The 19,701-nt window shown below is 66.1% G+C and carries 27 protein-coding genes; 23 read left to right on the top strand and 4 right to left on the bottom strand.

The genetic code is table 11. From position 1 onward, the window contains the following. The first annotated feature begins 20 nt into the window (after positions 1-20). The 21 genes from rplB (at position 21) to rplO (ending at position 13,009) form a co-directional block, all read left to right on the top strand. The gene (gene rplB / locus K0O64_RS05175) at positions 21-857 is read left to right on the top strand and encodes a 50S ribosomal protein L2 (RefSeq protein ID WP_071947474.1); all 837 of its coding nucleotides are present in this window, start codon (positions 21-23) and stop codon (positions 855-857) included. 15 nt (positions 858-872) lie between these two features. Next, the gene (rpsS, locus tag K0O64_RS05180) at positions 873-1,154 is read left to right on the top strand and encodes a 30S ribosomal protein S19 (RefSeq protein ID WP_003892827.1); all 282 of its coding nucleotides are present in this window, start codon (positions 873-875) and stop codon (positions 1,152-1,154) included. Then, positions 1,151-1,636, top strand: a complete 486-nt coding sequence (rplV, locus tag K0O64_RS05185) for a 50S ribosomal protein L22 (RefSeq protein WP_220046181.1) — start codon at positions 1,151-1,153, stop codon at positions 1,634-1,636. Before rpsS ends, rplV begins: the two co-directional genes overlap by 4 nt. After that, positions 1,636-2,478 (top strand): 30S ribosomal protein S3, encoded by an 843-nt coding sequence (gene rpsC, locus K0O64_RS05190; RefSeq protein ID WP_071947472.1) that lies wholly within the window; start codon positions 1,636-1,638, stop codon positions 2,476-2,478. Before rplV ends, rpsC begins: the two co-directional genes overlap by 1 nt. Before the next feature lie 3 nt (positions 2,479-2,481). Continuing rightward, complete coding sequence (gene rplP, locus K0O64_RS05195; RefSeq protein WP_071947471.1) at positions 2,482-2,898, top strand: 50S ribosomal protein L16; 417 nt, start codon at positions 2,482-2,484, stop codon at positions 2,896-2,898. Then, positions 2,898-3,131, top strand: a complete 234-nt coding sequence (gene rpmC, locus K0O64_RS05200) for a 50S ribosomal protein L29 (protein ID WP_047329110.1) — start codon at positions 2,898-2,900, stop codon at positions 3,129-3,131. Before rplP ends, rpmC begins: the two co-directional genes overlap by 1 nt. Further along, the gene (gene rpsQ, locus K0O64_RS05205; protein WP_071947470.1) at positions 3,131-3,427 is read left to right on the top strand and encodes a 30S ribosomal protein S17; all 297 of its coding nucleotides are present in this window, start codon (positions 3,131-3,133) and stop codon (positions 3,425-3,427) included. Before rpmC ends, rpsQ begins: the two co-directional genes overlap by 1 nt. 131 nt (positions 3,428-3,558) lie before the next feature. After that, positions 3,559-5,910 carry an arylsulfatase gene (locus tag K0O64_RS05210; RefSeq protein ID WP_220046182.1) on the top strand — a complete coding sequence of 784 codons (2,352 nt, stop codon included), beginning with the start codon at positions 3,559-3,561 and terminating at the stop codon, positions 5,908-5,910. A 21-nt stretch (positions 5,911-5,931) separates the two neighbouring features. Next, the gene (locus tag K0O64_RS05215) at positions 5,932-6,636 is read left to right on the top strand and encodes a hypothetical protein (RefSeq protein WP_220046183.1); all 705 of its coding nucleotides are present in this window, start codon (positions 5,932-5,934) and stop codon (positions 6,634-6,636) included. Positions 6,637-6,640: 4 nt separating this feature from the next. Further along, positions 6,641-7,519: a formylglycine-generating enzyme family protein gene (locus K0O64_RS05220; RefSeq protein WP_220046184.1), complete on the top strand. Its 879-nt coding sequence runs from the start codon at positions 6,641-6,643 to the stop codon at positions 7,517-7,519. Between the two features lie 81 nt (positions 7,520-7,600). Beyond that, positions 7,601-8,518 (top strand): type IV toxin-antitoxin system AbiEi family antitoxin, encoded by a 918-nt coding sequence (locus K0O64_RS05225; RefSeq protein WP_220046185.1) that lies wholly within the window; start codon positions 7,601-7,603, stop codon positions 8,516-8,518. Between the two features lie 249 nt (positions 8,519-8,767). Further along, positions 8,768-9,136 (top strand): 50S ribosomal protein L14, encoded by a 369-nt coding sequence (rplN, locus tag K0O64_RS05230; protein WP_014814254.1) that lies wholly within the window; start codon positions 8,768-8,770, stop codon positions 9,134-9,136. Continuing rightward, complete coding sequence (rplX, locus tag K0O64_RS05235; RefSeq protein ID WP_071947466.1) at positions 9,137-9,454, top strand: 50S ribosomal protein L24; 318 nt, start codon at positions 9,137-9,139, stop codon at positions 9,452-9,454. A 5-nt stretch (positions 9,455-9,459) separates the two neighbouring features. Next, the gene (rplE, locus tag K0O64_RS05240) at positions 9,460-10,023 is read left to right on the top strand and encodes a 50S ribosomal protein L5 (protein ID WP_071947465.1); all 564 of its coding nucleotides are present in this window, start codon (positions 9,460-9,462) and stop codon (positions 10,021-10,023) included. 4 nt (positions 10,024-10,027) lie between these two features. Beyond that, complete coding sequence (locus tag K0O64_RS05245) at positions 10,028-10,213, top strand: type Z 30S ribosomal protein S14 (protein ID WP_005143893.1); 186 nt, start codon at positions 10,028-10,030, stop codon at positions 10,211-10,213. A 73-nt stretch (positions 10,214-10,286) separates the two neighbouring features. Next, entirely contained in the window at positions 10,287-10,685 is a 399-nt protein-coding gene (rpsH, locus tag K0O64_RS05250) for a 30S ribosomal protein S8 (protein WP_071947464.1), read from the top strand. Between the two features lie 12 nt (positions 10,686-10,697). After that, positions 10,698-11,237 carry a 50S ribosomal protein L6 gene (rplF, locus tag K0O64_RS05255; RefSeq protein ID WP_071947463.1) on the top strand — a complete coding sequence of 180 codons (540 nt, stop codon included), beginning with the start codon at positions 10,698-10,700 and terminating at the stop codon, positions 11,235-11,237. Positions 11,238-11,240: 3 nt separating this feature from the next. Beyond that, positions 11,241-11,648: a 50S ribosomal protein L18 gene (gene rplR, locus K0O64_RS05260; protein ID WP_071947462.1), complete on the top strand. Its 408-nt coding sequence runs from the start codon at positions 11,241-11,243 to the stop codon at positions 11,646-11,648. A 25-nt stretch (positions 11,649-11,673) separates the two neighbouring features. Next, positions 11,674-12,384 carry a 30S ribosomal protein S5 gene (rpsE, locus tag K0O64_RS05265; protein WP_174714106.1) on the top strand — a complete coding sequence of 237 codons (711 nt, stop codon included), beginning with the start codon at positions 11,674-11,676 and terminating at the stop codon, positions 12,382-12,384. A gap of 2 nt (positions 12,385-12,386) precedes the next feature. Further along, complete coding sequence (rpmD, locus tag K0O64_RS05270) at positions 12,387-12,569, top strand: 50S ribosomal protein L30 (protein WP_071947461.1); 183 nt, start codon at positions 12,387-12,389, stop codon at positions 12,567-12,569. Beyond that, complete coding sequence (gene rplO / locus K0O64_RS05275; RefSeq protein ID WP_071947460.1) at positions 12,566-13,009, top strand: 50S ribosomal protein L15; 444 nt, start codon at positions 12,566-12,568, stop codon at positions 13,007-13,009. The genes rpmD and rplO overlap by 4 nt, the downstream gene beginning before the upstream one ends. Positions 13,010-13,056: 47 nt before the next feature. Here rplO and K0O64_RS05280 read toward each other — a convergent pair whose 3' ends face one another. Beyond that, positions 13,057-14,664 (bottom strand): hypothetical protein, encoded by a 1,608-nt coding sequence (locus K0O64_RS05280; protein WP_220046186.1) that lies wholly within the window; start codon positions 14,662-14,664, stop codon positions 13,057-13,059. On the opposite strand from K0O64_RS05280, the gene K0O64_RS05285 reads away from it, so the two are divergent. Beyond that, on the top strand, positions 14,645-15,058 hold the full coding sequence (locus K0O64_RS05285; RefSeq protein ID WP_220046187.1) for a hypothetical protein: 414 nt from the start codon (positions 14,645-14,647) through the stop codon (positions 15,056-15,058). The genes K0O64_RS05280 and K0O64_RS05285 overlap by 20 nt on opposite strands. 29 nt (positions 15,059-15,087) lie before the next feature. Here the strand turns inward: K0O64_RS05285 and K0O64_RS05290 are convergent, their stop codons facing one another. Continuing rightward, on the bottom strand, positions 15,088-16,014 hold the full coding sequence (locus K0O64_RS05290; protein WP_220046188.1) for an LLM class flavin-dependent oxidoreductase: 927 nt from the start codon (positions 16,012-16,014) through the stop codon (positions 15,088-15,090). Positions 16,015-16,073: 59 nt separating this feature from the next. On the opposite strand from K0O64_RS05290, the gene sppA reads away from it, so the two are divergent. Further along, positions 16,074-17,879: a signal peptide peptidase SppA gene (gene sppA, locus K0O64_RS05295; RefSeq protein WP_096310215.1), complete on the top strand. Its 1,806-nt coding sequence runs from the start codon at positions 16,074-16,076 to the stop codon at positions 17,877-17,879. Here the strand turns inward: sppA and K0O64_RS05300 are convergent. Continuing rightward, the gene (locus tag K0O64_RS05300; protein ID WP_071947456.1) at positions 17,860-18,774 is read right to left on the bottom strand and encodes a class I SAM-dependent methyltransferase; all 915 of its coding nucleotides are present in this window, start codon (positions 18,772-18,774) and stop codon (positions 17,860-17,862) included. The two genes, sppA and K0O64_RS05300, sit on opposite strands and share 20 nt — an antisense overlap. An 8-nt stretch (positions 18,775-18,782) precedes the next feature. Then, positions 18,783-19,700: a class I SAM-dependent methyltransferase gene (locus K0O64_RS05305; RefSeq protein ID WP_071947455.1), complete on the bottom strand. Its 918-nt coding sequence runs from the start codon at positions 19,698-19,700 to the stop codon at positions 18,783-18,785. Position 19,701 lies beyond the last annotated feature (1 nt).

Below are 19,701 nucleotides of genomic sequence, written 5' to 3' on the forward strand. Positions count from 1 at the left end.
ATAGAACTCAGGAATAGATAATGGGAATTCGCAAGTACAAGCCGACGACCCCCGGTCGCCGCGGTGCCAGCGTCTCCGATTTCTCCGAGATCACTCGCTCGACTCCGGAGAAGTCGCTGATCCGCCCGCTGCACGGAACCGGCGGTCGTAACGCGCACGGCCGAATCACCACCCGCCACAAGGGCGGCGGGCACAAGCGTGCCTACCGGGTGATCGACTTCCGGCGCAACGACAAGGACGGCGTCAACGCCAAGGTCGCACACATCGAGTACGACCCGAACCGCACCGCGAACATCGCACTGCTGCACTACCTGGACGGCGAGAAGCGCTACATCATTGCGCCGCAGGGTCTTTCGCAGGGCGACATCGTGGAGTCGGGCGCCAACGCCGACATCAAGCCGGGTAACAACCTGCCGCTGCGCAACATCCCCGCCGGTACCGTGATCCACGCCGTGGAGCTGCGTCCCGGTGGCGGAGCCAAGCTGGCCCGTTCGGCCGGCTCGAGCATCCAGCTGCTGGGTAAGGAAGGCACCTACGCCTCCCTGCGTATGCCCTCGGGTGAGATCCGCCGCGTCGACGTGCGCTGCCGCGCCACCGTCGGCGAGGTCGGCAACGCCGAGCAGGCCAACATCAACTGGGGCAAGGCCGGCCGTATGCGGTGGAAGGGCAAGCGTCCCACCGTTCGTGGCGTGGTGATGAACCCGGTCGACCACCCGCACGGTGGTGGCGAGGGCAAGACCTCCGGTGGTCGCCACCCGGTCAGCCCGTGGGGCAAGCCCGAGGGCCGCACCCGCAAGCCCAACAAGCCGAGCGACAAGCTCATCGTCCGACGCCGGCGCACCGGCAAGAAGCGCTAGGCAGGGGAGTAGACAATGCCACGCAGCCTGAAGAAGGGTCCGTTCGTCGACGACCATCTGCTCAAGAAGGTCGACGTTCAGAACGAGAAGAACACCAAGCAGGTCATCAAGACCTGGTCGCGTCGTTCGACCATCATCCCGGACTTCATCGGTCACACCTTCGCCGTCCACGACGGTCGCAAGCATGTGCCGGTGTTCGTCACCGAGGCGATGGTCGGCCACAAGCTGGGCGAGTTCGCACCGACGCGCACGTTCAAGGGTCACATCAAGGACGACCGGAAGAGTAAGCGGCGATGACGACTGCAACCACCGAATACCCGTCTGCGACAGCCAAAGCGCGCCACATCGGGATCTCGGCCACCAAGGCGCGCCGCGTCATCAACCTGGTGCGCGGCAAGAGCGTCGAGGACGCCCTCGACATCCTTCGCTGGGCGCCGCAGCAGGCCAGTGAGCCGGTCGCCAAGGTGATCGCGAGCGCTGCCGCCAACGCGCAGAACAACAACGGTCTGGACCCGGCGACGCTGGTGGTCGCCACCATCACCGCCGACGAGGGCCCGACCGCAAAGCGCATCCGGCCGCGCGCGCAGGGTCGCGCGTACCGAATCCGCAAGCGCACCAGCCACATCACGGTGATCGTCGAAAGCCGTCCGAGCAAGAAGGAAGCGGGCAAGTCGGCTAGTGCCGCCCGCGCCCGTCGCGCTCAGGCCAGCAAGGCCGCCACCAAGAGAGCGGCTCCCAAGACCAAGGCTTCGGCCGAAGCGAAGGAGGGCTCGGAGTAGTGGGCCAGAAAATCAACCCCCACGGCTTCCGGCTCGGTATCACCACCGACTGGAAGTCCCGGTGGTACGCCGACAAGCAGTACGCGGATTACGTCAAGGAAGACGTGGCGATCCGCCGGCTGCTGGCCACGGGTCTGGAGCGCGCCGGCATTGCCGACGTGGAGATCGAGCGCACCCGTGACCGGGTTCGCGTTGACATCCACACCGCGCGCCCGGGCATCGTGATCGGTCGTCGTGGCACCGAGGCCGACCGCATCCGCGCCGACCTGGAAAAGCTGACCGGCAAGCAGGTTCAGCTGAACATCCTCGAGGTGAAGAACCCCGAGAGCCAGGCCCAGCTGGTCGCCCAGGGTGTCGCCGAGCAGCTGAGCAACCGGGTGGCGTTCCGCCGCGCGATGCGTAAGGCCATCCAGTCGGCCATGCGGCAACCCAACGTCAAGGGCATCCGCGTGCAGTGCTCGGGTCGCCTCGGCGGCGCCGAGATGAGCCGCTCGGAGTTCTACCGCGAAGGCCGTGTGCCGCTGCACACCCTGCGCGCCGACATCGATTACGGACTGTACGAGGCCAAGACCACGTTCGGCCGCATCGGCGTGAAGGTGTGGATCTACAAGGGCGACATCGTCGGTGGCAAGCGTGAGCTGTCCGCCGCCGCACCCGCCGCCGATCGTCCGCGCCGCGAGCGTCCGTCGGGCACCCGCCCGCGTCGCAGCGGTGCATCAGGCACCACCGCGACGAGCACCGAAGCCGGTCGCGCCGCCAGTGAAGAAACCGCAGAGTCTGCGGTTCCCGTCACCACGGAGGCGCCGGCCGTCGAGCCCGCCGCTGAAACCACGGAGAGCTAACTCATGCTTATTCCCCGTAAAGTCAAGCACCGCAAGCAACATCACCCCAAGCAGCGTGGTATTGCCAGCGGTGGCACGTCGGTGACGTTCGGTGACTACGGCATCCAGGCACTGGAGCACGCCTACATCACCAACCGGCAGATCGAGTCCGCTCGTATCGCCATCAACCGGCACATCAAGCGTGGCGGCAAGGTGTGGATCAACATCTTCCCGGACCGCCCGCTGACCAAGAAACCCGCCGAAACTCGTATGGGTTCCGGCAAGGGTTCGCCCGAGTGGTGGGTGGCCAATGTCAAGCCTGGCCGCGTGCTGTTCGAGCTGAGCTACCCCAACGAGCAGACTGCTCGGGAAGCTCTGACCCGTGCGATCCACAAGCTGCCGATCAAGGCACGCATCGTGACCCGAGAGGAGCAGTTCTGATGGCTGTTGGCATCAGCGCCGGCGAACTGCGTGAGCTCACTGACGAAGAGCTGACCGACAAGCTGCGGGAATCCAAGGAAGAGCTGTTCAACCTGCGCTTCCAGATGGCCACCGGGCAGCTGGACAACAACCGCCGGCTTCGCACCGTGCGTCAGGAGATTGCGCGCATCTACACCGTGCTGCGCGAACGTGAACTGGGTCTGGCCGCCGGACCCGCTGGTGAGGAAGCGTAATGGCAGATACAAAGGGCCCCAAGCACACTGAGCGCACCGAAGAGGCGCGTGGCCGTCGCAAGACGGTCATCGGCTACGTGGTCAGCGACAAGATGCAGAAGACCATCGTGGTCGAGCTCGAATCCCGCAAGAGTCACCCGCTCTACGGCAAGATCATCCGGACCACGACGAAGGTCAAAGCGCACGACGAGAACGGTGACGCCGGTATCGGCGACCGGGTCTCCCTGATGGAGACCCGCCCGCTGTCGGCGTCCAAGCGCTGGCGTCTCGTCGAGGTTCTCGAGCGCGCCAAGTAAAACTCCGGTCTTAGCAAACGCGAGCCGCGGCTGATAAGCCGCGGCTCGCATTTGTGTGCCGGTTCTGCGACTCGGCTGCGAGCAGTCGCAGAACCGTGCACAACTGGTCCGCCGCATGGAAGTCTGTCCGCATGACCACGGAGTTCAACGGCAAGATCGAACTGGACATTCGCGATTCCGAAGCGGACTGGGGCCCGTACGCGGCGCCGACTGCACCCGAGAACGCGCCCAACGTGCTGTATCTGGTGTGGGACGACATCGGCATCGCGACCTGGGACTGCTTCGGTGGGCTGGTGTCGATGCCGGCGATGTCGCGGATCGCCGAGCGCGGAGTTCGGCTGTCGCAGTTCCACACCACGGCACTGTGTTCGCCGACCAGGGCGTCGCTGTTGACCGGCCGCAACGCGACCACGGTGGGCATGGCGACCATCGAGGAGTTCACCGACGGTTTCCCCGGTATCAATGGCCGCATTCCCGATGACACCGCGCTGATTTCGGAGGTGCTGGCCGAACGCGGCTACAACACGTACTGCGTGGGCAAGTGGCACCTCACCCCGATCGAAGAGTCCAGCCTCGCGGCGACCCGCAGGCACTGGCCGCTCTCGCGCGGCTTCGAGCGGTTCTACGGTTTCATGGGCGGCGAGACCGACCAGTGGTACCCCGAGCTCGTGTACGACAGCCACCCCGTGGAGGCGCCGGCTACCCCCGAAGAGGGTTATCACCTGTCAAAGGACTTGGCGGACAAGGCAATCGAATTCATCCGCGACTCCACCATGATCGCCCCTGACAAGCCGTGGTTCACCTATCTGTGCCCCGGGGCCGGCCACGCGCCGCACCATGTGTTCTCCGAGTGGGCCGACCGCTACTCCGGAACCTTCGACATGGGCTACGAGCGCTATCGCGAGATCGTGCTGGAGAACCAGAAGAAGCTCGGCATCGTGCCGCCCGACACCGAACTGTCCGCGGTGAACCCCTACAACGACGTCACCGGACCCGACGGCCAGCCGTGGCCGGAGCAGGACACGGTGCGTCCGTGGGATTCGCTGTCCGATGAAGAGAAGCGGCTGTTCACCCGGATGGCCGAAGTGTTCGCCGGCTTCCTGTCCTACACCGACGCCCAAATCGGCCGAGTCCTGGACTACCTGGACGAGTCCGGGCAGTTGGACAACACCATCATCGTCGTCATCTCCGACAACGGCGCCAGCGGCGAGGGCGGGCCCAACGGGTCGGTCAACGAGGGCAAGTTCTTCAACGGTTACATCGACACCGTCGAGGACAGCATGCGCTTCTTCGACGAACTGGGCGGACCCACCACCTACGAGCACTACCCGATCGGGTGGGCCATGGCGTTCAACACGCCCTACAAGCTCTACAAGCGCTACGCCTCCCACGAGGGGGGTATCGCCGACACCGCAATCATCTCCTGGCCCAACGGAATTGCCGCCCACGGTGAAGTCCGAGACAACTACGTCAACGTCGCCGACGTCACGCCGACCATCTACGAGTTGCTGGGAATCGGCGCACCCGACACCGTGAAGGGCATCACCCAGAAACCCCTCGACGGAGTGAGTTTCAAAGCAGCACTTGACGATTCGACGGCTGACACCGGTAAAGAAACCCAGTTCTACACGATGCTGGGAACCCGAGGCATCTGGCACAAGGGCTGGTTCGCCAGCAGCGTGCATCCCGCGTCGCCGTCGGGCTGGTCGCATTTCGACGCCGACCGCTGGGAGCTGTACCACATCGAGAACGACCGCAGCCAATGTCACGACCTGGCGGCCGAACACCCCGACAAGCTCGCCGAGTTGCAGAAGCTGTGGTTCAGCGAGGCCGAGAAGTACAACGGCCTGCCGCTGACCGACCTCAACGTGGGGGAGATGCTGGGGCGCTGGCGGCCCACGCTGGCCGGTGACCGACCGCGCTACGTCTACTACCCGAACACCGCGCCGGTCGGGATGGGCGCCTGCGTGAACATCGTCGGCCGCTCGTTCTCGGTGTTGGCCGAGGTGAACGTCAGCAGCCCGGACGTCCGCGGGGTGTTGCTCAAGCAGGGCGCCGGTCACGGCGGTTACGTCTTGTTCGTCGACGACGGCCGGCTGCAGTTCGTCTACAACTTCTTCGGCGAAGACGAACAGCGGGTGATCGCGCCCGACCCGGTGCCGCTCGGTGATCACATCCTGGGGGTGGGCTACGCCCGGACCGGAACGGTCGACGGCAGCCACACGCCACTGGGTGACGCCACCCTCTACGTCGACGGCGCTGCGGTGGCCACGCTGACCGGTGTCAAAGCCCACCCGTTCACGTTCGGGTTGGCCGGCGGCGGGGTCAGCGTCGGCCGCAATCTCGGCCAGCCGGTCACGTCGGCCTACCAGGCACCTTTCAGCTTCACGGGAGGAACGATCGCCCAGGTGGTCGTCGACGTCTCGGGCACGCCGTACGTCGATGCGGAGCGTGAACTCGCTGCGGCCTTCGCCAGGGACTGAGCGCAGCGTCATACTGGAGCGGTGACTCGGCTGGTATGTGCCGCTGCGGCGGTGTTGGTGCTGGCCGTTCCAGGTGTTGCCGCCTGCGCGCGTAACAGTGCCGGGACGGCGGTCCGGGTTGAGGCGTCGACACCGACGACCAGCGCCACCCCCACGTCGGCGTCGCCGACGACGAAGGTGACCGACGAGCCTGAGTCGTCGCAACCCGGCGTCGTGGAGACCACCAAGGTGTCCGTTCCGCCGAATGCCGTCGTGTGCCGACAGGAACAGCCCGGCCAGACGGCAGTAGCGACCGTCGCCGACCCGGCGGCGCCGCAGATCACGGTGCGGGTGCCGCCCGGATGGTCGGTGACGCCCGGCAGCGGTGATGTCGGCGCGTTGCTGTCCGGTCCCGACGACATGGTCGGCAAGGTGACCATCGCGGCGACGCCGCTGGATCCGGCGGCGGCGTTCACCCGCTACGGCGACGACCTGATGGCCAGGTATCCGATCAGCACGCTGAGCCTGCTGCCCGGCGACTTCTGCGGATTCAGCGGACAGAAGCTGATCGGCACGTGGGCGCAGGACCCCGACGAGTCGCTCGAATACCACGACCGCATTGCCCACATCTGGACCAACAGCGGCAACTATCTGGTTGCGGTTCACGTGGAGGCGCCGTCGGGCGTGGCCGGCTTCGACGAGGCCGCCTCGGTGCTGACCGACAAGTTCAGCATCGTCATACCCTGAAGCCATGCTCACCGAGCTCGTCGAGGTGCCGGGCGGCGCGTTCCGGATGGGGTCGACCAGTTTCTATCCCGAAGAGGCGCCGATCCACACGGTGGCCGTGGACGCCTTCGCGATCGAACGACACCCGGTGACCAATGCGCAGTTCGCCGAATTCGTCGCTGACACCGGGCATGTCACCGTCGCCGAGAAGGCACTCGATCCGGCTTTGTATCCCGGTGTGCCCCAAGCGGATCTACAACCGGGCGCACTGGTGTTCCGGCCGACGCCCGGTCCGGTGAACCTGGCGGATTGGCGACAGTGGTGGGACTGGGCGCCCGGTGCGAATTGGCGCGCGCCGTTCGGCCCCGGCAGCGACATCGCCGACAAGGCCGACCATCCCGTCGTGCAGGTGGCCTATCCCGACGCGGCCGCGTACGCGCGGTGGGCCGGCCGTCGGCTGCCGACGGAAGCCGAGTGGGAGTACGCGGCCCGGGCCGGCAGCACGAGCGCGTACGCGTGGGGTGATGAGCCGACGGTCGGTGGATCGCTGATGGCCAACACCTGGCAGGGCCGGTTCCCGTACCGCAACGACGGGGCGCTGGGATGGACCGGCACCTCACCGGTGGGTGTCTTCCCGCCGAACGGGTTCGGTCTCGTCGACATGATCGGCAATGTCTGGGAGTGGACGACCACGCGTTTTTCGGCACATCACGTGCTCGAGCAGAAAAACGGATGCTGCCCCCCGCCCGCGGAGCCCGACCCGAGCATCAGCCAGGCGCTCAAAGGCGGCTCGCATCTGTGCGCGCCGGAGTACTGCCACCGGTACCGGCCTGCCGCGCGGTCGCCTCAGTCACAGGACACCTCGACCACGCACATCGGCTTCCGCTGCGTGGTGAGACTGTAGTTAGCGATACGTCCACTCGCGATTCTTCGCGGTAACGACAGCCTCGGCGGAATTGTCGGCATGCGCTGCGAGCATTCGGCCATGAGGAAGCTCATCGTCGGCAGTCAGGCCCAGCAGATAGGCGCCGTGACGGAGTACGAGCTGCGGCGGGGATACGTACGAATGCACCGGAATGTCTACGTGCCCAAGGGATATTCGCCTGACTTGGTGGACGTCATCGACGGTGCGTGGTTGCGATCCGGTCGTAAAGGCGTGGTCGCAGGGGTCTCCGCGTCGGCGCTGCACGGTGCGTCCTGGGTTGACGCCAACTCTCCTGTCGAGCTCATCTGGAACAACACCCGGCCACCCGAAGGGGTCATCGCCCGCGCCGAACGCCTTGACGACGACGAGGTCACCACGTGCGAGTGCATTGCGGTCACAACGCCGGCTCGGACCGCCTACGACCTCGGCCGGCACCTTCCGCGGGGCGAGGCACTCATGCGGCTGGACGCGCTCAAGCGGGCGACGGCCTATCTCGATGACGAGGTGCTCGAGCTGACCCGGCGGCACAAGGGTGCGCGGGGCATCCGGCAGCTGCTCGAATTGCTACCGCTTGTCGACGGCGGCGCAGCCTCGCCGCAAGAGACGAGGCTGCGGTTGTTGTACCTCGACGCTGGGTTTCCCCGGCCGAGCACTCAGATCGCCGTCTTCGAAGGGCAGTGGAAGGTCATCCGCAGGCTCGACATGGGCTGGGAGGACTTCAAGGTCGCCTCGGAGTACGACGGCGATCAACACCGGACCGATCGGGTGCAGTACGTCCGGGACCAACGGCTGATGCCCAAGGTCGCGCGGCTGGGGTGGGAGGTCGTCCGGGCGATCAAGGAGGATCGCGACGCAGAGATCCTCGACCGGACGTACGTGGCCCTCGTCCGACGGGGATGGGATGGTCGGCTGCGTCCGTCCCGACGAAACCGCTGGTGGCGCCCACCGACCATGCTGGGCGATGCAGCGAGCCTGTAGTTGGCGACACGTCCACTCGCGTTTCGTGTCGCTAACGACAGCCTCGGCAGTGACGCTCCCGGGTGCGGTGAGCAGCGCGGATTTGGAGCTTTTCCGCTCGTCACCTAGCATGTGGGGGTTGCCTAGGGCAGACCTCGGTTATCTCCGCGTGAGAAAACCCCGCGTGCTCTTTGGGTAGCAAGAACAAGACCGCGCACGTCAGGGTCGGTAATCCTGCGTGCACACAGTTAACCAGGTCGAGGAGATCTAGTGATTCAGCAGGAATCGCGGCTCAAGGTCGCCGACAACACGGGCGCCAAGGAGATCTTGTGCATCCGTGTTCTGGGTGGCTCGTCGCGGCGCTACGCCGGCATCGGAGATGTCATCGTGGCGACCGTCAAGGACGCCATCCCCGGCGGCAACGTCAAGCGCGGTGACGTGGTCAAGGCCGTCGTGGTGCGCACCGTCAAGGAGCGTCGCCGCGCCGACGGCAGCTACATCAAGTTCGACGAGAACGCCGCCGTCATCATCAAGAACGACAACGACCCGCGAGGCACCCGCATCTTCGGCCCGGTCGGCCGTGAGCTGCGCGAGAAGCGCTTCATGAAGATCGTCTCGCTGGCCCCGGAGGTTTTGTAAATGAAGGTCCACAAGGGCGACACCGTGCTCGTCATCGCCGGCAAGGACAAGGGCGCCAAGGGCAAGGTCCTGCAGGCCTACCCGTCCCGCAACCGCGTCCTCGTCGAGGGCGTCAACCGGATCAAGAAGCACACCGCGCAGTCGGCGAACGAGCGCGGCGCATCCTCGGGCGGCATCGTCACCCAGGAAGCTCCGATCCACGTCTCCAACGTGATGGTGGTCGACTCCGACGGCAAGCCGACCCGCGTCGGCGTTCGCCGCGACGAGGAGACCGGCAAGAACGTCCGCATCGCCAAGAGCAACGGCAAGGACCTCTGAGAGATATGACTACCGCAGAAAAAGTTCAGCCCCGGCTGAAGGCGCGCTACCGCGAAGAGATCCGCGACGCGCTGAACAAAGAGTTCAACTACGCCAACGTCATGCAGATCCCCGGCGTGGTCAAGGTCGTCGTCAACATGGGTGTCGGTGACGCCGCCCGCGACGCCAAGCTGATCAACGGCGCAGTCAACGACCTGGCGCTGATCACCGGCCAGAAGCCCGAGATCCGCAAGGCCCGCAAGTCGATCGCACAGTTCAAGCTGCGCGAGGGCATGCCGATCGGTGCGCGGGTGACCCTGCGCGGCGATCGCATGTGGGAGTTCCTCGACCGGCTGGTGTCGATCGCCCTTCCGCGTATCCGCGACTTCCGCGGCCTGAGCGGCAAGCAGTTCGACGGCCACGGCAACTACACCTTCGGGCTCGCCGAGCAGTCGGTGTTCCACGAGATCGACGTCGACTCGATCGACCGTCCGCGCGGCATGGACATCACCGTCGTCACCTCGGCGACCAACGACGACGAAGGTCGGGCGCTGCTGCGCGCGCTGGGCTTCCCCTTCAAGGAGAACTGAGCAGATGGCAAAGAAGGCACTGGTCAACAAGGCCAATAAGAAGCCGAAGTTCGCCGTGCGGGCCTACACCCGCTGCAACAAGTGCGGACGTCCGCACGCCGTGTACCGCAAGTTCGGCCTGTGCCGAATCTGCTTGCGCGAGATGGCCCATGCCGGCGAACTGCCCGGTGTGCAGAAGTCCAGCTGGTAACAGACCCCTACAGAACAGGTGCGCAGCAGGCCCAGACCGGGAACCGCTGCGAGGAAGGTAGACAGGCCCAGTCATGACCATGACGGACCCGATCGCAGACTTCTTGACACGTCTGCGCAACGCCAATTCGGCGTATCACGACGAAGTGACCCTGCCGCACTCGAAGATCAAGGCCAACATCGCCGAGATCCTCAAGAGCGAGGGGTACATCAGCGATTTCCGCACCGAGGATGCTCGGGTCGGTAAGTCGCTTGTTGTCCAGCTCAAGTACGGCCCCAACCGGGAGCGCAGCCTCGCCGGTCTGCGCCGGGTGTCCAAGCCCGGTCTGCGGGTGTACGCGAAATCCACCAATCTGCCGCGGGTTCTCGGCGGGCTGGGCGTGGCGATCATCTCCACGTCCTCCGGCTTGCTGACCGACCGCCAGGCGTCCCGACAGGGCGTGGGCGGCGAAGTCCTCGCTTACGTTTGGTAAGGGGGAGAAGACATGTCGCGTATTGGTAAGCAGCCGGTGGCCATTCCCGCCGGAGTTGATGTGACGATCGACGGTCAGAACGTGTCGGTCAAGGGCCCGAAGGGCACGCTGGAGTTGGCGATCGCCGAGCCTATCACCGTGTCGCGCAACGACGATGGCGCGATCGTGGTCAGCCGGCCCGACGACGAGCGGCGCAGCCGTTCGCTGCACGGGCTGTCGCGCACGCTGGTGTCCAACCTGGTGACCGGTGTGACCCAGGGTTACACCACGAAGATGGAGATCTTCGGCGTCGGTTACCGTGTGCAGCTCAAGGGCAGCAACCTCGAGTTCGCGCTCGGGTACAGCCATCCCGTGGTCATCGAGGCTCCGGAGGGCATCACCTTCGCGGTGGAGACGCCCACCAAGTTCTCGATCTCGGGTATCGACAAGCAGAAGGTCGGCCAGATCTCGGCGAACATCCGTCGCCTGCGCCGCCCCGACCCCTACAAGGGCAAGGGCGTGCGTTACGAGGGTGAGCAGATCCGCCGCAAGGTCGGAAAGACAGGTAAGTAAGCCATGGCTCAAGCACAGAAGGCAGCCACCGATCGCCAGCCGGTCGGCACGAGTGTCTCGGCCGCACGCCGGGTTTCGCGCCTCCGTCGGCACAACCGGCTGCGCAAGAAGGTCGTCGGCACCGCCGAGCGGCCCCGCCTCGTGGTCAACCGCTCCTCGCGGCACATCCACGTTCAGCTCATCGACGATGGCAACGGCACCACGATCGCCGCGGCGTCGTCCATCGAGGCTGACGTGCGTGCGGTCGAGGGCGACAAGAAGGCCCACAGCGTGCGGGTCGGTCAGCTGATCGCCGAGCGCGCGAAGGCGGCGGGCGTCGAAGCTGTGGTGTTCGACCGCGGTGGCAACACCTACGGCGGCCGCATCGCGGCGCTGGCCGACGCGGCTCGCGAGAACGGACTCAAATTCTAATGACGAACAACGGAAGGACCGCATGATGGCGGAGCAGACCGCAGCCGGCAGCGCGCCGGATACCGGCGCCCCCTCAGCCGGCACCCGTACCGACACCCAGCGCGGCGGACGCGACGACCGTGGCGGCCGTGGCCGTCGCGACGACCGTGGCGACCGCGGTGGACGTGGTGGCCGCGACGGCGGCGAGAAGAGCAACTACCTCGAGCGCGTCGTCACGATCAACCGAGTCTCCAAGGTGGTCAAGGGTGGTCGGCGCTTCAGCTTCACCGCCCTGGTCATCGTCGGTGACGGCAACGGTCTGGTCGGCGTCGGCTACGGCAAAGCCAAAGAGGTGCCCGCCGCGATCGCCAAGGGTGTCGAGGAAGCTCGCAAGAACTTCTTCCGCGTCCCGCTGATCGGTGGCACCGTCACCCATCCCGTGCAGGGCGAGGCCGCAGCCGGTGTCGTGATGCTGCGTCCGGCCAGCCCCGGTACCGGTGTCATCGCCGGTGGCGCGTGCCGTGCCGTGCTGGAATGCGCTGGCGTGCACGACGTTCTGGCCAAGTCGCTGGGCAGTGACAACGCGATCAACGTGGTGCATGCCACCGTTGCCGCGCTCAAGCTGCTGCAGCGTCCCGAAGAGGTGGCCGCCCGTCGTGGGCTGCCCATCGAAGACGTCGCGCCGGCCGGCATGCTGCGCGCCCGTCGGGAGAGCGAAGCGCTGGCTGCTGCAGCCGCGCGTGAAGGAAGCGCATAACCATGGCAGAGCTGAAAATCACCCAGGTGCGCGGGATCGTCGGTACCCGCTGGAAGCAGCGTGAGAGCCTGCGGACCCTGGGCCTGAAGAAGATTCGCCAGTCGGTGGTTCGCGAGGACAACCCGCAGACGCGCGGACTGATCAACGTCGTGCATCACCTCGTAGAGGTGGAGGAAGTCAAATGAGCGTCATCAAACTGCACGACCTGAAGCCGGCTCCCGGCTCCAAGACCGCGAAGACCCGCGTCGGTCGCGGTGAGGGCTCCAAGGGTAAGACGGCCGGTCGTGGCACCAAGGGCACCAAGGCCCGTAAGAACGTGCCGGTGACCTTCGAGGGTGGGCAGATGCCGATCCACATGCGGCTGCCCAAGCTCAAGGGTTTCCGTAACCGGTTCCGCACCGAGTACGCCGTCGTCAACGTCGGCGACCTGAACAAGGCGTTCCCGCAGGGCGGCACCGTCGGTGTCGACGACCTGGTGGAGAAGGGCCTGGTTCGCAAGAACGTGCTCGTGAAGGTGCTTGGTGACGGCAAGCTGACCGCCAAGGTCGACGTCACCGCCCACAAGTTCAGCGGCAGCGCCCGCGAGGCCATCACCGCCGCAGGCGGTTCGGCCACCGAACTGTAAAGGCACACAACGAAAAAGCCCCCGCCTCGGCGGGGGCTTTTTCGTTCTCAGGTGGTCTGCAGTTCGGCGGTCACCGTGCTGTAGCCGCTGTATTGCCAGGCCTTCATGAACTCATCGAGCGGCACGGGGAATCCCTGACCGTTGCGCATAGCGCTGTCGTTGATGAACACAACCTTCTTGGTCAGGTCGACGCTGATAACCACGACGTCGTGGTCGCGCTGCACACCCCTGGGCCCCGGCTGGAAGGTGGTGCGGTCGAAGTAGCGCCGGGTGTATGCGTTCCAGATGACATTGCTGGCAACCGAGACGATCACCCCTTGGTTCTGGCTCAGGGCTGCGGTCATGGCGTCCATCGCCACGTCGCCTTCGCCCTTGAGATATGTGGTCCAGTCGGCGTTGACGCCATTCATGTTCAGGAGCTTGAGCGCATCCGCGGTGTTTGTGCCCCAATGCAAGCCGTTGTCCCCGGTACCGTCGGGCTCATAGATCATTTGGTTGGGATAGACACCACTTGGTGTGGAGGTCGCCTGGGCGAGGATCTGCTGGCCAAGATCCGGTGGCATCGCGCCGCCCCTGAGCTGACCGATGATCGCCGCGGTTGCCATGAGCAGGCAGGTCGGGTAATTGCCTTGGTAGACAAAGTACGGGTAGTTCTTGGCGTAATTTCCGTACTCGACGCTGTCCGGCGACGGCGGGGCGATGTTGGGATCGGCAACCCCGAACACGTAGCTGAGGTCATTCGCGAGATCGCCGAGATTGGCCTGAGCGCCTTGGATTTGATGCACGACCAGCAGGGCGACGTTCTTCCCGGCGCTGTCCAGAGCCCGGCCGATGTCGTTGGGTGCAGGCAGTGACCAGACCAGTTTGGTCGCCGGTGCAGGGAGTGGAGTCGAGGACGAGGAGGCCAGCTGCGCGGTGACGAGTCTGAAGCTCTGCTTGCTCCACTGGTCGGTGAAGTCCTCGAGACTCATCTGGAGTCCCTGGCCGCCGGCCTGGGTTGGGTCGTTGATCGTGACGAGGTTCTGGGTGGTATCGAGCCCGATCACGATCACGGTCTTCTCGCCCGCACCGGTGACCCCGTCGACCGGGCCATTGATGGCCGCGATTATCACTTTGGTCGGGTCTTGCAGCCCTGCCGCCAACGCATTGATGGCTTTGGTCTGCTGACTGTAGGACTTCGACGTGATTCGAACGTCCTTGTCCTGCAATAGTTCATAACTGTCCGTCCACCTGACGAACCACTTCGCGTCGGACCCGCGGTAGATCTTATAACCGGGATAGGCAACACTTTCGGTGTTCAACGCAGCGGTGATGAAGGCCGGGAGATCGGGCGCCGCCCCCGTTAGCTGTCCGTATGCCATCGCCACCGTGGAGAGCGGGGCAGCATAGTAGTCCTGCATCCCCACGTAGTACTGCTTGTTGAGCGTCGGGTTGCCGTAGACGCCGGGTGTGGTGATGGTGACGCGGGAGATACCGAAAACGTTGGCCAGGTCGTCGCGGAGCACGTCGAGGTTGGCCCGAGTACCGGCGACTTGATTCGCGACGGTCAGGTAGACGTTGTGCCCGAACTCCGCCAGATCCTGGACGATTTTGTTCGGTGTCGGCGTGGCAAGCGCGGCGACACTTGCCGCTGATGTGGTCGAACTCTCGGCCAAGGAGATCGCGCTCGGCGGTGTCGACGACTTCGCGGTTGTGGCGCTGCGGGCGGGGCCGGCGGGCTTGTTCGCGACTTTGCGCGCGCTCTTCGCCTTACCCGGTGTCGTCGACTTCGACGTTGAAGTGTTCGAGGTCGAACTGGCGGAGGAGTGGGCGCCCGATGACGATCCGGTGTCGGCGGAGGCGACGGCCGCCGCCGATACCATGGCCGCGCCGACGCCCAGCGTCACCGCCCCGGCGTTCAACCACAGCCGCGTGTTGTGCGTGCGTTGTGCTTTCACGCCTTCGATCGGATCGGTCTCACGTGCGCGCGTTGCCATCGACCAGCCCCCGACTAGAAAGTTATTGACGCCTCTGCCGGGGAGGATGTTAGCTGGCAAGTCGGGCGCGTAGCCCGCTATCGCGAAAGTTTTTCGAAAGTGTCAGCTCAACTGCGGAATGACCTCTGCGGCAAGGCGTTCCATCTGCTCCCGATCCTCGGCCAGGCTCGCACCGACCGGATGGAGCAGCAGTGTCTGCGCGCCGGCATCGATCACCTCGCGCAGACCGCGCACGACATCGGACACCGTGCCCGACACCGGGACCGCGTCCACGCCCGGCATTGAGCCGTAGATCCGACGCAGCCCGCTCAGCACCCGCTCGCGGGCGCGCGCGTCGTCGTCGTCGACGATCAGGTACACCCGCTTGCCGATCCGGAAGGTGTGTGGATCCTTCTCCTGCTCGGCCAGTTCGGCACGCACGGTCTGCACCGCGGTCGCGAAGTTCTCGGTCGTCGACGATCCCGCTCCCATGAACGCATCACCGTGGCGTACCGCGCGGGCGATCGCGCGAGGGGCGTTGGCGCCGAACCAGATCGGCGGATGCGGGCGTTGCACCGGCTTCGGAGAGATCGGCAGATCGTCGACGTCGCGGAAGCGGCCGTGGAACGTCACTCGCGGCTCGTCGGACCAGGCCGCCTTCATCAACTCCAAGCCCTCGGTGAAGCTGCTGATGAAGGTCTTCGGGTCGACGCCGAACGCCTCGAATTTGCGACGGCCACCGCCGGGCGCCACGCCGAGGTCGAGACGGCCATGGCTGAGCCGGTCGACGGCGGTCACCGTCGACGCCAGCTGCAGCGGGTCGTGCAGGGACGTGATGAGCACGGCCACCCCGAGCCGCAGGGTGGTGGTGCACCCCGCGGCCCAAGCCAGCAGCTCCATCGGTGCGATCATCGGCGTCGGGCCGATGATCTGCTCGATGGTCCAGCCGCCCTCGAATCCGAGCTCCTCGGCGCGCGTCAGATAGCTGTGCAGGCCCTCGCCGTCGAAGCCGTCGGCATCAAGCTGCGGTATCGAGATCGAGTACCTCACCCCTCCACCGTACGAGCGCAACCGCGGGCACCCGCGTCGGCGTGGGTAACCTCGACTGTATGTTCGCCTTCCTGCCCGCCGTTCCGGGCGCCGACGACCTTCGCGACGCGCTGCGGCGCATTGACACCGCCCGCCACCACGGGGTTCCCGACGGCTGCATCCTCGAGCTCGATCTGCACACGGTGCCGCCGGAGTCCAGCAGCTTCGATCCGCTGACCTTCATCACCGGCGGCGGCCGGACGATGCTGCTGCGCGACGCGGTCGCCGCGATCCATCGCGCCGCAGAGGATCCACGGGTGGCCGGACTGATTGCGCGAGTGCAGCTTTCGGCCGCCCCGGCCGGGCCGGTGCAGGAACTACGGGCCGCCATCGCCGCGTTCACTGAAACCAAGCCCTCGCTGGCGTGGGCCGAGACCTATCCCGGCACCCTGTCCTACTACCTGGCCTCGGCGTTCTCCGAGGTGTGGATGCAGCCGACGGGCACCGTCGGTTTGATCGGGTTCGCCACCAACGCGCTGTTCCTGCGTGACGCCCTCGACAAGGCCGGTATCGAAGCCCAGTTCGTCGCCCGCGGCCAATACAAGTCGGCGGCCAACCTGTTCACCCAGGACCACTACACCGATGCCCACCGGGAGGCCGATTCCCGGCTGATCGCCAGCCTGCACAGCCAGGTCTGGCAGGCCATCGCCGAGTCCCGCAAGATCGACGTGGCGGCGGTCGACGAACTCGCCAACCGGGCGCCGTTGCTGCGCGACGCGGCCGTCGACGGGCATCTGGTCGACCGGATCGGTTTCCGCGACGAGGCCTACAGCCGCATCGCTGAACTCGTTGGTGCTGAAGGCATTTCACCAGAATCCGGCGACGCCGACGCGAGCGACAACGCCCCGCCGCGGTTGTACCTGTCCCGCTACGCACAGGCGGGTAAGGGTGGCCCGCAGCTGTCGATGCCGTCGGTTCCGGGCCGCAAGAAGCGCCCGCGGATCGCGGTGGTCACCGTCGCAGGCTCGATCGTCAGCGGTCGCGGCGGTCCGCAGGGCCTGCCGTTCGGGCGGTCCAGTGCCGGTGGCGACACGATCGGCGCGGCGCTTCGCGAGGTGGCCGCCGATGATGACGTGGATGCCGTCGTCGTGCGGGTGGACAGCCCGGGCGGATCGGTGACGGGCTCGGAGACGATCTGGCGGGAAGTCGCCCGGGTACGCGCGAAGGGCAAGCCGGTGGTGGCTTCGATGGGTGCGGTCGCCGCGTCGGGCGGCTACTACGTGGCGATGGCCGCCGATGCCATCGTCGCCAACCCGGGAACGATCACCGGGTCGATCGGAGTGCTGACCGGAAAGCTGGTGGCCCGCGGACTCAAGGAGCGTCTGGGTGTCGGCTCGGACAGTGTGCGCACCAATGACAATGCGGACGCCTGGTCGGTCAATGCGCCGTTCACCCCGGAGCAGCAGGCCCTGGTGGAAGCCGAGGCGGATTTGTTCTACACCGATTTCGTGCAGCGGGTGGCGCAGGCCCGGCACATGTCGGTGGAGGCCGTCGAGGAGGTCGCGCAGGGGCGGGTGTGGACCGGAGCCGACGCTCTCGAGCGCGGCCTGGTCGACGAACTCGGTGGGCTGCGGACCGCGGTGCGGCGGGCCAAGGTGCTCGCCGGGATCGACGCCGACACCAAGGCTGAACTGGTCAGCTATCCGAGCTCGTCACTGCGAGACTTCCTGCGCCCCAAGCCCTCCTCGCAACCTGCCGCTGCGTCGCTGCCCGAAGCCATCGCGGTGTTGATGGGCCAGTCGATCAGGGGAGTGGTCGATCAGGGTGAGCGTGCGCTGACCGGGACCAGCGCGCTGTGGCTGGGGTTCAGCCCAGAGTGGCACTGACGTAGACGATTTCGCCGAACGGATCGTTGTCGCCCCGCTCGGATGGGGCGGGCACACCATTGCGTGCGAACAGCTCGTCACTGGGAATTCCGGTGACATCCCAGCCCTTCTCGCCGAGGTAGGAGATGACGTGGCTACGCGGGCCGGCGTAGACAAGTGACCCCATGTCGATATCCAGACCCTGTTCGCGGGCTTGGGCCGTCATCGCTGTGCCCTTCTCGGGGTCGAAATCCATGATGCTGGGCACGAATTCGGTGGCGACCATGCTGCCCGGCGCGCTCAATTCCGTGATCGTGTCGAACAACCGGTCCTGCGCCTCCGGCGGCAGGTAGACGAGCAGCCCCTCGGCCACCCACGCGGTGGGCACGCTGGGATCGAAGCCGGCGGCGCGCAATGCGGCGGGCCAGTCCTCGCGGAGGTCGATGCCCACGGTGCGGTGCTGCGCGGCGGGCTCGGCGCCGATTCCGGCGAGTACACCGGTCTTGAACTCGATGACGTCGGGTTGGTCGATCTCGAACACCGTGGTGCCCGACGGCCAGGGCAGCCGGTAGGCGCGTGCGTCCAGGCCCGAGGCCAGAATCACCGCTTGCCGGATGCCCGTGGCGGTCGCGGCGGCGAAGTAGTCGTCGAAGAACTTGGCGCGCACGCCCATTCCGTTGATCATCGATTGCATGCGCTCGGGGGCGAGCTCGCCGAATGCCGAGGTGTCGACGTCGCCGTCGATCAGCTTGACGAAGAACTCGATGCCAACCGCCCGGACGAGGGGATCGGCGAACGGGTCATCGACCAGGCGCCGCGGGTCCTTGGTGGCCAGAGCGCGCCCGGCGGCGACCGCCGTCGCGGTGGCGCCGACGCTCGAGGTCAGGTCCCAGCTGTCGTTATCGGTGCGAGCCATGCGTGCTCCTAGGAAAGGGTGGCGGTCAGATAACCGGTGCTGTCACTGAACTGCACCAGTGTCTCGTCGTCGGGCATCTCGAATCCGTTGACGGCGTACGACTCCCGGGTGGTCAGCGTGCTGATCCGCCAACCACGTTCGGCGAGGTAGTCACCGGCCGGATTGCGCTCGCCGTCGTAGAACAACGCGGGCAGGTCGATGTCCGAGCCGATCTGAGACGAATACTTCTTGAATCGGTCGCGCCAGCTGTCGGGCAGCGTCGTTCCCGCGGCCATGAACTCGGTGGCGAAGCGGCTGCCCGGAGCCGACAGCGCGGTGACGTTGTCGAGCAACCGGTCCTGCGCCTCCGGCGGCAGGTAGATCAACAGGCCCTCGGCGATCCACGCCGTCGGCTGGTCGACGTCGAAACCGTTCTCCCGCAACGCCGTCGGCCAGTCATCACGCAGGTCGATGGCGACAGTGCGGCGATCGGCGGTGGGGGACACCCCGAGGTCGGCCATCACGCGGGTCTTGAACTCGATGACCTGCGGCTGGTCCAATTCGAACACCACCGAGCCGGCCGGCCAGCTCATCCGGTAGGCGCGGGTGTCCAGACCCGAGGCCAGGATGACCGCTTGCCGAATACCGTCGCGGGCCGCATTGGTGAAGACGTTGTCGAAATACCGGGTTCGCACGGCGATCTGCTCGGTCATGCGGCGCCGGTTGAGCATCGGATCGTCTTCGATGTTGGCTTCGCCGTTGGCAACTCGAATCAGGGACTCCACGCCGACGGCGTTGACCAGTGCCTCGGCGTAGGGGTCGTTGATCAGCGCGTCCGGACCTCGAGACGCCAGCGCGCGCGATGCCGCCACCGATGTCGCGGTGGCGCCGACGCTGGACGCGAGGTCCCAGGTGTCGCCCTCGTAGCGGATGTGGGTTTGGCACATG

It is taken from the genome of Mycolicibacterium pallens (assembly GCF_019456675.1).
GTDB lineage: Bacteria > Actinomycetota > Actinomycetes > Mycobacteriales > Mycobacteriaceae > Mycobacterium > Mycobacterium crocinum.